Below are 12,908 nucleotides of genomic sequence, written 5' to 3'. Positions count from 1 at the left end.
GCTCAGACACTCTTCTATAGTCTGTGTCGGTAGCATTGTGTCCTTATAGTACATACTTTCATTCAGCTGAAGAATATACGTGCTTTCAAGCAAACTGTCCCAATGCAAAAAACATAAAAATTTTCTGCATTGAGAATAAAGGCTTTTAAAAGGAGGCCTTCATTTTAATTACAACCCAAGGGGAAAACTCTACGCTATTTTGCTATTTCAGGGACAGGAATATTAACTTTCTCCTTACTATCAGCTATTCTGCGTTTTAAAAATTTGTGCACATAATTCAAGACAGGCTTTTCTACAAAAAACCAGCTAATAACCGCGCACGAAAATGCACCTGCAAGATCAAATGTAAAAAGTTCTATATATCCTATTTTAGGAATATAATATAAGAGCGCGCTTTCTATTGGCCATGCATAGAGATAAATTCCATATGAAAAATCATTTTTGTTATTAATATTAACAGAAAATCCATCATTATTTAGAATGGCAAATGAGATAAAAGTATAAGCTCCAAATATAGCTACTCCAATCTCTGCATATTTGCCACAGCATAGACTCAATATCATGCACAGAAATGCAGCAGCCATACCTCTCTTTGAAAGAGGTATATATGCTCTATACACATACATGGAAGCGCCAGAAAGAAACATTAAAAATAATCTAATATCTTTCTGCATTGGTATAAATGCATATAGAACCATAAGAAATATAATCAAAATAATTAATCTATATTTTTTAAGAATACCTAACATTGATAAAAATACAATAAGAATATAACACTTTGCCTCATAAAAAAGTGTCCACATAGCAGCGTTTGTTGTTCCATTATTGTAAGAAACAGTAGAAAAAATATGCTTTATCTTTGGTTTTTGCAAAAATAATATACGATAACACTTTTTTAATGTCTGAAAGAATAGGTCAGGATAATGACCTCCTCCGATATACCCAAAAAAAAGCATGAATATCAGAAAAGCAACGATATAACCGGGATATATTCGTGAAGCTCTCTTAAGAAAATATGCATAAATATCATTGGATTGTGTAAAACTTTTTGTAATCAGATAACCACTTACTATAAAAAATCCATCTACAGCGAGTTCTCCAAATGAAATACTATGAAATAACCATGTAAGTATTTCATGATCCCTATTCCCATCCCTTACCTCTACAATATGCGACAATATAACCCATATAGAGAATATCAACCTTAAAAACCCAAATGAATTTTTATGAAATATCTTATCATTCATTATGAAAACAGCCTAAATAATATATAATCAGGCTGGCTTTTAGGGAAAAATATACAGAAAAACAAGAAAAATTAATAAATTGTTAAAGATATTTATATATAATAGTATTCATGAAAAATATATTTTGAGAGATAATACGCTGCGTTATCCATCTCCAGGATCAGCAGGCGTCACGAAGTTTCTTTGATAAAAAGCCAGATCGAGCCATTTTCCAAATTTATAGCCTACTTCCGGTAATGTCCCGACGTGACGGAAGCCAAAGCTTTCATGTAATTTGATGCTGGCAACATTGGCAGCGTCAATTCCACCAATCATGGCATGCATATTCTGATCCTGTGCGAGATCAATCAGACGCTGCAAAATCATGCGACCTAATCCATGGCCACGTTGGTCTGCACGAACATAGACAGAATGCTCGACGGTATAGTGATAGGCTGGAAAGGCCCGAAACGTTCCATAACTTCCAAAAGCGACCAACTCACCGGCCTCATCTTCAAGTCCGATCACAGGAAAGCCGCCTTTTTCTTTTGCTGCAAACCATGAAACCATACTGTCCATGGTCCGCTCTTTATAATCATAAAGGCTTGTTGAATTGAGAATAGCCTCATTAAAAATGGCAAGGATAGGGGCCGCATGGCGTTCAAAACAGCATGAAACAAACCGCACCTTTCGTTCAGACACGAGCCTTCTCCTTAGCTTTTTTCGCGACTATTACGTCATACTAAGCGCTAACCCATATTGGGCAAAAGCAAAAATAAAATGGGAAACAATCAATAATTTTATTTCTTTGAAACGATTGGGAACTTTTGCTGCACAGAGCCCCCCTCCCAGACCAGGGATCAGAATAAACAGACCTGCAAAACTTGCCAACACAACCCCGATCAGAAAAGCCGGAAAGAAAGTTGGGTTCAGTCTGTAATGAGTGCCCCAGATCAGAAGGAGAAGCGCTGCATAAAACACACCTACCCCATAATGAAAAAGCCAGCCCAGAATGCGTTCCCAGCCGCTGGTCTCGGGGTGTGTATCCTGAAGGACAAGCTGTCCCCGCAACAGACCTAATAACCAACGCCCGGGCAGTCCCCAATTCATCACAGGTGATTTCGTCACTTTACTAACGAGCAACAACCATAAATCCAGAATAAAAGTCGATCCGACCCCTATAATTGCTATAAATTCAAAATTACCTGGCCCTTGAATCATATGCTGTCTTCCTCCTGCTGCATTGTATCATTATTCATGGAATAGAGATTCCTTAATCTGATACATTACTGAAGACATCACGTCACAATAATATGATTCATTCCTCTTCAGGACGAAAATCAAGAACGGCCCCATTCATACAGTAACGCTGCCCTGTAGGGGCCGGTCCGTCGGGGAAAACATGCCCCAAATGTCCCTGACATTTTGCACAATGCACCTCTATACGGTGCATGCCATGGCTTTTATCTTCGGTTGTACCGACGGCATCCTTTTTAACATCATAAAAGGAAGGCCACCCTGAACCACTGTCATATTTGGTCCGGGAGGAAAAAAGGGGCTCTCCACATCGGACGCAATAATAGGTGCCGGCCCGTTTTTCGTCATTTAATGGGCTGGACCCTGGTGGCTCTGTGCCATGATGATCCATAATCTGTTCCTGCACGGGGTTAAGTGAGCAACACGATAAATTCTTTGTCATAAAAAACATCCTCTTGCGAAGCGACGTGGCCGAAAACATATAATAATGAAGGGATCGTAAAATCATAAGCGGGGAAGCTGTGGCAAATTCTATTTCAGCCAATCGCTTTTCGCCATATGATGCGATAATAATCTCCTATCCCCTATTAAAGGGAGGGATCACTTCCTCCCCGGATTATTATAAACCAAACGTTGGCAGGAGCGGTTAACATGACCCAATCCACAACTCCCCGTCCCGTTATGCTCGTCATTCTTGATGGTTTTGGCTGGCGTGAAGATGCTGCAGACAATGCTCCCAGAATGGCCAGAATGCCCCACTTTACAAAGCTCTGGGCTGAAAGCCCGCACAGCTTTCTCCAGGCCAGTGGCGAGGATGTCGGCCTGCCAGATGGGCAGATTGGCAATTCAGAAGTCGGGCATCTGAATATCGGGGCTGGCCGTGTGGTCATGCAGGAGCTGCCACGTATCAGTAAAGCATGCGCTGATGGTTCCCTTGCAAAAAACCCGGTTCTGACAGGCTTTATTGAGAAATTGAAGCTCTCTGGAGGGACCTGCCACCTGATGGGACTAGCCTCAAAAGGAGGGGTCCACTCACATCAGGATCACATAATCGCGCTATCCAAAATCGTTCATGAAGCAGGTGTCCCTGTAAAACTGCATCTCTTCACTGATGGGCGCGACGTCCCCCCCCATTCAGGTGAAGCGTTTCTGCAGGAAATCCTGAAGTCCCTGCCGCAAGGGGTGGAGGTTGCCACGGTCAGTGGCCGTTATTATGCCATGGATCGTGACAATCGCTGGGACCGGGTGCAAAAAGCCTATGACGTCATTCGTTATGGTAAAGGGCCCCATTTTGCAAACCCCATCGAGGTTCTGCAAGACCAATATGCCAAAGATAAACGGGGCGATGAGTTTGTCATACCCGCTGTCATAGGACATTATGACGGGATGAAAGATGGGGACGGCATTTTATCTGCCAATTTCCGCGCAGATCGCATCCGCCAGCTTTTGAACGCATTTCTGCTGCCGGATTTTGACGGGTTTGACCGTGGCGCCCCCCTGACACTCGCTGGTGTCTGCACCATGACCTATTATTCTGACACGTTAAAACCATATGTCAGCGTTTTATTCCCACCTGAAATTCTGAAAAATCTTCTGGGAGAAGTCGTTTCGAAAGCGCATTTACACCAGATGCGTATGGCAGAAACGGAGAAATATCCACACGTTACCTATTTCTTTAACGGGGGGCAGGAAATCAAGCTGGAGGGGGAAGACCGTATTCTTGTCGCCTCTCCAAAAGTTGCAACCTACGACATGCAACCTGAAATGTCCTCAGCCGAACTGACCGATCAGGCCGTCAAAGCCATTTCATCGGGTAAATATGACATGATCATCCTGAATTTTGCCAATCCGGATATGGTCGGTCATACAGGCTCTCTTGAAGCGGCCATCAAGGCTGTTGAAGCAGTCGATGTAGGACTTGGACGCATTGGTGATGCCATCCAGGAAGCCGGAGGGGTGCTTCTCATCACGGCAGATCACGGTAATTGTGAAACGATGAAAGATCCTGAAACGGGGGGGCCTCATACGGCACATACTATCAATAAAGTGCCTTTTATTCTCGCTTACGATAAAAGCAGGATAACAGTCCATGATGGAAGGCTGGCCGATATTGCCCCTACGATCCTTCAGCTCATGAATCTTAAGCAGCCTCCTGAAATGAAGGGCCAGTCGCTGATTGATAAAGCATAACGTTTTAATGTGCCGCAACAAGCTGGGGGGCGTGTGCCTCCTGGCCTTTTTTATTTTTGGAAGTGGTTTCGCTACACAGACAGAAGCAACCCCTGAGCAGAATGCGCTTCAGAAAATTCAAAAAGCCCGTAACGACCTGCAGAAAACGCTTGAGGCTCAGCAGGATGCTGTTACGCAGCATGAAGCTCTGATGCGCAAGGCAACGTCAAAAGCCAGGCTCAGCTCCAGGCAGTTACAAGCTCTGAACAGAAAACAGAAAAGATTGGAGATCGTACTTCAGCGCATGAAACTGCGCATGAAAAACCTGACCCAACGTCAGGAACAACTGGAAAAAGGGGAGGCCTCCCTCAAAGACCAGCAAAATGACGCGACATTTGCCTTTGTCAGCGCTCTTCCCGCCGCTGAAAATATGCAGCAGGCCCCGGAATTACTTCTTCTCTCCCCTATGGCGGATAAAGCAGACCCCCTCCTTGCCCCTTCCCTTCTTCAGGCACGCTTAAATATGACTCAACAGGAAGCAGCCTCGCTGGAGACAGAAACAAAGCGCATCCATCAGCAACAGCAGGCACTTGACCATCAGACAGACCACCTTCAGCACCAGAGTCTGCTTCAGCAAAAGCGCAAAGAACGAGACGAGCAACAGGCACAACAGGTTTTAAAACAGAATCTTCTGGACCAGAAAAATCTTGAAATTGAAAAAAACAAGCTTCAGCTGGCACGTAAAAATATGGAGGATCTCACAAATGAGATCGAGCTTATTGCCAAACGGGAAGCCTTATTGAAAAAACGTCTGGAAGCTGAGGCAAAACGTCTGTCAAAACATCACAAAATTGCCCAGGCCCGCAAGGCCGAAAAAGCAGCCAGAGCCTTGAGCACAGGCAAGGGAATCACACAAGGACAGGGTGTTGCCCCTGTGCACGGTACGCTCGTAACACGGTGGCATCAGAATACTGAAGCAGGCCCTGCAACTGGCCTGACCTATAAAACGACCCATGCCGCTCCAGTCGCAGCACCATGTGATGGAAGGCTTCTTTATACGGGAGCGTTCCGCTCATTTGGAAATATGGTGATCCTTGATTGTGGCCATAGCCAGCGCTTTGTCCTTGCCGGGTTTGATAAAATTTCTGCCTCAACCGGGCAGCATGTTGCCCGCAAGGCCACATTAGGCACCATGCCTCCCTCAGAAGGTGCTCTTTTTGTCCAGCTGAGACAAGGCACACATATCGTAAATCCTTCACCTTTCCTGAGATAGGCTTTTTGTTTCATGATATTTGAGAATGGAAAAACCTCGGAAAGTTGTGAAGATTAACTCTTGGAGCGGGCACGTAAAAACTGTAGACTGCTCCCCCGTTACTGTGACTGGATGTTTATTATCCCTGACACCATATTCTTCCGCTTTCGCGAGGATGGCACGTTCATGAAGTTTAAAACGACCCTGCTTACGGGAATTGCCTTTACCGCAGGCATCGGCTTGACCAGTACTCTTTATTCGCTTCATTTTTCCGCTGGTTTTACACCGGCTCTGGCCAAAGAAGCCCCGAAGCAGACTCCAGACAAGACCGGGCAGAAAGACGCTTCTCAACAAGAAGAAAATAATAATGCTGAGACGGTTCGGCTGTTAACGTTATTCGGGACTGTCATGGATGTCGTGCATTCTGAATATGTTACGCCAATCAGTGACAAGACACTGATTACGAATGCCCTTGATGGTCTGGTAGGCAATCTGGATCCTCATTCCTCTTACATGACGCCCGAACAATTCAAGCGTATGCAGGATGAAATCTCGGGACAGTTTGGTGGGCTCGGTCTTCAGGTTCAAGCCGATGCCGGTCACGTTCGTGTTGTTTCTCCCATTGACGGCACACCCGCAGCCCGGGCCGGGATTATATCGGGCGATGTGATCACCATGATTGATCATAAAAATATTGCCGATCTCACGCTTGACCAGGCTGTGCGTAAAATGCGCGGCAATCCGGGCACTAAAATCAATATTACCGTGCTTCGTCCGAAAACCGGCAAAACCATTGACTATACTCTGACACGCGAGATCATTCATGTGCAGGTTGTCCGCTCTGCCTTATATGGCCGCGTTGGTTATATCCGCCTGGCAGAATTTGATGACACGAGTGAACATGAAGTGCGCGTCAATTATGAGAAACTTGTCAAGCAGGTTTCTAAAACACCAGGCAAGACGTTAATCGGCCTTGTCCTTGATCTTCGCGCTGACCCCGGCGGAAAGCTGGACCAGGCCATCGCCATATCGCGTGACTTTATCAAATCAGGTGAGATTGTCTCTGTAAGGGGCCGTCATCCGGAGAATAACCAGCATTGGCGCGCCAATGGCACTGATATTACGCACGGTCTGCCCATGGTGGTATTGGTGGACTCTGCCTCAGCGTCAGCCAGTGAAATTGTCTCCGGCGCGCTAAAAGATCATAACCGCGCCATCATCATGGGGGATCGCACCTTCGGGAAAGGCTCTGTCCAGACATTGATTCCTATTGGTGACCAGGGAGCCATTCGCCTGACGACCGCCCGCTATTACACCCCCTCTGGCAATTCCATACAGGGGCGCGGGGTCACACCGGATATCAAGGTCGCGGCAGCTCATGGTGAAAATGAGCTCTATACATACCGTGAATCCGACCTTGCTCATGTCTTGAGCAATATAGGGGGAACGGGCAAAAAAAATGCTTCTGAAATGAATATACCGGAAAGTCTTCTGAAGACGATTCCTTCTGAACCCCCTGAGAAATGGCCTGCCTTCAACCCCGAGAAACCTGAAACCGACTTCCAGCTCCAACAGGCTCTCCATCTTTTGAATGGTGTCTATTCCTTGAAATCTGCTTCCAAGGGAACAGCACATAATGACGCTGTGAAGGAAAAGAAATGACATCCCCTGTTGCCGGATTAAATCTACCCTATCGTCCCAATGTCGGGCTGGCTCTCTTTAATAAAGAGGGCAAACTTCTTCTTGCCCGCAGGACAGATCTGGCAGGAAATGTCTGGCAATGCCCACAGGGAGGGGTCGATCCCGGAGAAGACCTTCATGAAGCCGCCTGGCGGGAAATGAGGGAAGAGATCGGGACAAATCATGCTGTTCTGCTAGCCGAACACCCTGACTGGGTCACGTACGACCTTCCCCCTCATCTGCTCGGTCATGCCCTTGGGGGACAATTTCGGGGACAAAGACAGAAATGGCTTGTTTTTGGTTTCACCGGCCGTGATTCTGACATCAGGCTTGATGCCCAGACACCTCCTGAATTTAATAAATGGAAATGGCTGAGTATTCAGGAAGCGTTAAGCGGGCAGTATAATCTCGGCTTCAAAAAAGGGATGTATGAAACATTGCTTCCCGAATTAAAACAGCTTTTTCAGGATGCATCCTCGCCTGAAGACTGGGCAAGCACGAGCCGGGTATAAACACCATTCTTTGATAGCAGCTCCTGATGTGAGCCGCTTTCAACCATTTTCCCCTTTTCCATAACAATAATCAGGTCTGCGTGCCTCACCGTTGAAAGACGGTGGGCGACCATGATTGTCGTCCGGTTATGCCGTAAACGAGTCAGTGCGCTCAAAACGCGTAATTCCGTTTTGGAATCCAGCGCACTGGTCGCTTCATCCAGAAGCAGAATACGCGGATCACTCAATAAAGCCCGCGCAAGCGCCACACGCTGCCTTTGCCCACCGGACAGGGTCTGCCCCCCTGTTCCGACCCGTGTGTTCAGCCCTTCAGGCAATGATTCAAGAAAATCCAGCGACGCCCCATCACAGGCGATCTTTACCTCTTCACGCGTCGCCTGCGGTTTACCCAGACGGATATTTTCTTCAATCGTCAGGTCAAATAAGGCCGTCTCCTGGCTCACATAGGCAATAGAGGCACGCAGACTTTCCAGCGTTACGTCTTTTTGATTGCTCCCTTCCAGACAGACAGCCCCTGTACTCGCATCATAAAGGCGCGGTATCAGAGAAAGGGCCGTTGATTTACCAGAACCACTGGCACCAACCAAAGCCACCATCTGACCGGGCTTGAACGAGACCGTCAGATGGTCCAGCCCTATACGCCCATCCATATAACGATAGGAAACATCCTTAAAATCGACCTGCCCTTTTCCTTCAGGTAAGGGATACGCATCAGGCTTCTGGCTGATTTTTGAGGGCTCAGCCAACACGTCATAAATGCGTTCCATGCCCGCCATCCCTTCCTGCATCGCTGCATTGAGGGACCCCAAAGCTCTCAATGGCCGGGAAGCGGCAAATAACGCTGCAATAAAAGCTGTAAAACCTCCCAGAGTGGCACCTCCTGTTGCGGCCCTCCACCCGGCAAAACCAAGAACAAACGCTATGGCCACGCCGCCAATTGCTTCAAGCATCGGGTCAAGCCGGGCACGAGAGCAGGCAATATGAAGATAGGTGTCATGAAGCTGGTCAAGCGCTTTGCCAATCCGTTTTTTCTCCTGCGCTTCAAGACGATAAACGCGCACCTGCCTTGCCAGAGAGAATGTTTCAGTCAGTAAACCGGCAACAACACCGACATGCTCCTGCATCCCGCGTGATGCCCGGCGAATTCTACGCCCGAGTTTCTGCACAGGGATAATCGCCAGGGGATAAAGCACAAGCCCGATAAGGCTTAGTTCCCAATCCGCCCAGATCATGGCTACCGCGAGACCGAACAATGTTACAACGTCACCCAATGCATTAACCGCCCGGGTCAGGGCTTCTCTCATACTCAGGGCATCTGTCGTGAAACGGGCCGCCCATTGTGCCGGGGATTCCGTTTCAATGGTTGCAATATCTGCTTTGAGGCTATGATCGAACATCCGCTCCTGCAAGCTGCGGATAATCGTCCATATCAGGGATTGAACCGAGACATTCTGGGCATATTGCGCAAAAGCTTTCGCCCCTGTGATCAGAATCACAATAAGCGGAATTTGATACAGGATACGGGGGTCATGAGCTGTAAAGAGATCAATAGCATGCTTGATTACAACCGGGTAAGCCGCTGTTAGAACCGCCATGGCAATTGTCAGAAACAGGATCAGAAACAATTTGCCCTTATGATACCGTATATGATCACGCCATAAATATTTCAGTAATAAAGGCGTTGTTCGAGTGTCCGCAGAGCGTAATTTCATCATAAACGCGCCCCGTCAGGCGCCTGAAATTCTGAAGAAAGTTGCTCTTTTAACCATTTCTGACAGGCCTCTTTCCCCGGTCGGCAGCCTTGCTCAAGCCACCAGAGCTGGACTTTTTTCAGCCATGCTCCCAGATCCGGTCCTGCTTTTAACCCGCAAGCCAGCCCGTCCTTACCCGTCAGGGGAAAAACAGGTTGGGAGGTAGCCAGCAAATTCTCCCGGAAGTGCGACCATAAATCACTTTTCTGCCCTATCTCACGTGCCTGAACCAGCCATGAGCGATCAATCAACAGAGATATATCCTGCTGAAAGCGCAAACGACGAAGATCATCTTCTGAAGCTTCAGGCCATAAAACCGGTTCCGGTTCTCTATAGGCTTTCAACGCTGCCTGTTGCGCACGGGATAATTTAAAATGCTCACCAAGAGATCGATCTTCCGGAGCAAGCGCATATAAATAGGTCAGCGCCTTGGGAGGGGCGCCACAATTTAGAAGACGTTCCAAAAAAGAAAGATCAGTTTGTGGCAGGATTTCGCCTAATATGGCCGTCTCTTTCATGAGCAGGAGCGTTGGCCATAAGGCTGGTCCCTCAAGAATCCTGAAGAACTCCGAAACCACACGTTCAATAGAGAGTGACTGCACCAGATTACGGCACTCATAAATAGCCCTGATCGCTGCCTGATCAGGCTTACCCTTGCCATATCTGGCCTGAAACCGGAAAAACCGTAACGCTCTTAAAGCGTCTTCCCTGATTCTCTTTTCCGCATTTCCAACAAAACGGACACGTCCATTTTCTAAATCTTCACGTCCCCCGAAATAATCATAAAGCCGCCCATATTGGTCCAGTGACATGGCATTGATTGTAAAATCACGCCGTTCAGCATCTTCCTGCCAGTCATGGGTCCACGCTACCACAGCATGACGGCCATCAGTCTCGACATCACGCCGCAAACTCGTAATTTCATAAGGAATGTGGTCAATCAGGGCCGTAACTGTCCCATGATCCAGACCGGTTGGGATGGTTCTGATGGCATGGGCTTCCAGCAGTTTGACCGTCTCATCAGGAGCACAGGGAACAGCAAGATCAATATCATGAACCTCACGACCTGCAAGGAGATCCCTTACACACCCGCCGACAAGACGGGCTTGAGGAATCGCTGCCCAGAGACATTCAAGCCCGCCATATCCAGGCAGGTTTCTGATTTCATCATTCATGACTGTCTCTTTATTACAAACCAGTCGGTCCAGACTAGCCTTCAGAAGACAGACGCGATAGCGGGAAAAAACATTTCTGGCTCCATACCCCCAGGCAAGCCTGCCCCTCTGCATATCCTGGTGTCGCCAGAGCCGTCAGCTCCAATAAAACCGCCCGGCTGACACGTGCGAGAATCGGCTTTCCTCCCTCGCCATCGCGAACATGCAGGTAAGGAACCGCACCGTCATTAACAGGGTGTTTCCAGTCACATAATAATGGATTTTTAGGACCTACACATATCAATTCATCAATATTTGTTCTGAAGCATAGCGTCTGGCTATGATTGCACGACCCTTTAAAATCCAGCTCTGTCACAAGAAAAGGAACATCATCAACGTGAATCAACCCCGATTCAGTCGGTGTGTGCAGCCAGTAACAACCACGCTCATCACGTTCAAGCAATGAAGAGAAAAGGCAGATAACCGCTTTCCGGCGGATCGGAGTGCCCCGATACAGCCAGACTCCATCGCGCCGGATCTGAAAGGGCAGAATCGGCTCATTTAACTGTGCTCCTTCCCTCCTGTCAGGCTCCAACGACGCATCATTAACTTCGGAAAAGCAGGTAACCCCCGTTTCGCACTCCAATTCCAACTCCTTTCCATGAGCAATATGGCAATCAAATTTCCGACTTTTTGAGCTTAAATTTCAGTCTGATATGGCGTTTCTGAATTAAAGTCCCATTAAGCGTCTTTGATATAGGTCCAAATTCTGGCTTTAATAAGGGGATAAGAACTATATTTCCGTGCCTGGTCTCGTAATTCATGACACAAGTGCGTAAAAACGGAGAATACAGCATATTATCCAGAGGGCATATGACTGAGCAGACTGTAACCGATCTACAGGCTCCCTTACAGAATCAGGGACAGGACATCATCAATGACGTCGACTCGCTGGCACCGGGCCTCCAGGCTCTGAGCACGGAAATCAGCAGATTCGTCCTGGGACAGGAAAAAGTCATTGAACAAGTACTCGTAACACTTCTTGGGAGTGGCCATGCCCTTCTGGTGGGGGCACCAGGACTGGGCAAAACGCTTCTGGTCAATATCTGTGCCAGAATTCTGGGACTGCAAAATTCCCGCATTCAGTTTACGCCTGACCTGATGCCTTCCGATATTACGGGAGCCGAAATTCTTGAACAGGATCAGACCGGTCATCGGGAATTCCGCTTTCTGCCCGGTCCTCTCTTCAGTCAGCTTGTTCTGGCTGATGAAATCAACCGTGCAAGCCCCCGGACACAATCCGCCCTGCTCCAGGCCATGGCAGAGGGAACTGTGACACAGGGAGGGAAAAACTGGCCCCTGCCCCGTCCTTTTCACGTTCTGGCAACGCAGAATCCTATTGAACAGGAGGGCACCTACCCCCTTCCTGAAGCACAGCTTGACCGTTTCATGTTGCAAATTCCGCTGGAATTTCCTGCCCTGGAAGCTGAACGCGATATGCTGGTCATGACAACTGGCGCAACGCAGCCACAGGCTGAAACCATTTTAAGCGCTGAACATCTGATCAAAGCGCAAACGCTTGTGCGCAAGCTTCCCGTTGGTGAGAAAGTCGTTGAAACAATTCTTGCATTGGTGCGGGGACTTCGCCCACAGGATGGCACCGCCTCTGAGGCCGTAAAGCAGGCCCTTGATTATGGTCCCGGCCCCCGAGCCTCCCAGGCCTTAATGATGGCTTCACGCGCACGCGCTTTGTTAAATGGCCGACTTTCACCTGATCTAGATGATGTTTTCAGTCTTGCTCCGGCTGTTCTTTCTCATCGCCTTGGTCTTTCTTTTGCAGCACAGGCAGAAGGATTAACCGCAACGCAGCTCATCCAGACCCATCTGGCACGTTTTTCCTGAACGGA

12 protein-coding genes are annotated in these 12,908 nt (G+C 47.8%); 5 read left to right on the top strand and 7 right to left on the bottom strand.

From position 1 onward, the window contains the following. Nucleotides 1-194: 194 nt before the first annotated feature. From ACSYSY_RS02075 to msrB, 4 genes are all read right to left on the bottom strand, one after another. Entirely contained in the window at nucleotides 195-1,247 is a 1,053-nt protein-coding gene (locus ACSYSY_RS02075; RefSeq protein ID WP_491707674.1) for an acyltransferase family protein, read from the bottom strand. 144 nt (nucleotides 1,248-1,391) lie between these two features. Then, complete coding sequence (locus ACSYSY_RS02070; RefSeq protein WP_491707673.1) at nucleotides 1,392-1,928, bottom strand: GNAT family N-acetyltransferase; 537 nt, start codon at nucleotides 1,926-1,928, stop codon at nucleotides 1,392-1,394. Between the two features lie 30 nt (nucleotides 1,929-1,958). Then, on the bottom strand, nucleotides 1,959-2,447 hold the full coding sequence (locus ACSYSY_RS02065) for a DUF2938 family protein (RefSeq protein WP_491707672.1): 489 nt from the start codon (nucleotides 2,445-2,447) through the stop codon (nucleotides 1,959-1,961). A gap of 97 nt (nucleotides 2,448-2,544) precedes the next feature. Continuing rightward, nucleotides 2,545-2,925, bottom strand: coding sequence for a peptide-methionine (R)-S-oxide reductase MsrB (gene msrB / locus ACSYSY_RS02060; RefSeq protein ID WP_491707671.1), 381 nt, complete (start codon nucleotides 2,923-2,925; stop codon nucleotides 2,545-2,547). Between the two features lie 209 nt (nucleotides 2,926-3,134). Here msrB and gpmI point away from each other — a divergent pair, with 209 nt between their 5' ends. The 4 genes from gpmI (at nucleotide 3,135) to ACSYSY_RS02040 (ending at nucleotide 8,096) form a co-directional block, all read left to right on the top strand. Next, a complete protein-coding gene (gene gpmI / locus ACSYSY_RS02055) occupies nucleotides 3,135-4,673 on the top strand; it encodes a 2,3-bisphosphoglycerate-independent phosphoglycerate mutase (RefSeq protein WP_491707670.1) in 1,539 nt (512 codons plus the stop codon). After that, nucleotides 4,660-5,925, top strand: coding sequence for a murein hydrolase activator EnvC family protein (locus tag ACSYSY_RS02050; RefSeq protein ID WP_491707669.1), 1,266 nt, complete (start codon nucleotides 4,660-4,662; stop codon nucleotides 5,923-5,925). Before gpmI ends, ACSYSY_RS02050 begins: the two co-directional genes overlap by 14 nt. Before the next feature lie 165 nt (nucleotides 5,926-6,090). Further along, nucleotides 6,091-7,566, top strand: coding sequence for a S41 family peptidase (locus ACSYSY_RS02045; RefSeq protein ID WP_491707668.1), 1,476 nt, complete (start codon nucleotides 6,091-6,093; stop codon nucleotides 7,564-7,566). Next, nucleotides 7,563-8,096: an RNA pyrophosphohydrolase gene (locus tag ACSYSY_RS02040; RefSeq protein WP_491707667.1), complete on the top strand. Its 534-nt coding sequence runs from the start codon at nucleotides 7,563-7,565 to the stop codon at nucleotides 8,094-8,096. The genes ACSYSY_RS02045 and ACSYSY_RS02040 overlap by 4 nt, the downstream gene beginning before the upstream one ends. Here the strand turns inward: ACSYSY_RS02040 and ACSYSY_RS02035 are convergent. Genes ACSYSY_RS02035 through ACSYSY_RS02025 form a run of 3 tightly spaced genes read right to left on the bottom strand, consistent with a single transcriptional unit; the run spans nucleotide 8,048 to nucleotide 11,647 of the window. Continuing rightward, nucleotides 8,048-9,808, bottom strand: coding sequence for an ABC transporter ATP-binding protein (locus ACSYSY_RS02035; RefSeq protein ID WP_491708199.1), 1,761 nt, complete (start codon nucleotides 9,806-9,808; stop codon nucleotides 8,048-8,050). The genes ACSYSY_RS02040 and ACSYSY_RS02035 overlap by 49 nt on opposite strands. Beyond that, on the bottom strand, nucleotides 9,808-11,022 hold the full coding sequence (locus ACSYSY_RS02030; protein ID WP_491707666.1) for a CCA tRNA nucleotidyltransferase: 1,215 nt from the start codon (nucleotides 11,020-11,022) through the stop codon (nucleotides 9,808-9,810). Before ACSYSY_RS02030 ends, ACSYSY_RS02035 begins: the two co-directional genes overlap by 1 nt. A gap of 34 nt (nucleotides 11,023-11,056) precedes the next feature. Further along, the gene (locus tag ACSYSY_RS02025) at nucleotides 11,057-11,647 is read right to left on the bottom strand and encodes a DUF1285 domain-containing protein (RefSeq protein WP_491707665.1); all 591 of its coding nucleotides are present in this window, start codon (nucleotides 11,645-11,647) and stop codon (nucleotides 11,057-11,059) included. Between the two features lie 227 nt (nucleotides 11,648-11,874). Between ACSYSY_RS02025 and ACSYSY_RS02020 the strand changes: the two genes are divergently transcribed. After that, nucleotides 11,875-12,903 (top strand): AAA family ATPase, encoded by a 1,029-nt coding sequence (locus tag ACSYSY_RS02020; RefSeq protein ID WP_491707664.1) that lies wholly within the window; start codon nucleotides 11,875-11,877, stop codon nucleotides 12,901-12,903. Nucleotides 12,904-12,908: the final 5 nt, after the last annotated feature.

The sequence above is a fragment of the Aristophania sp. ESL1100 genome, assembly GCF_058511235.1.
This window is presented reverse-complemented; position numbering and strand designations above follow the sequence as displayed.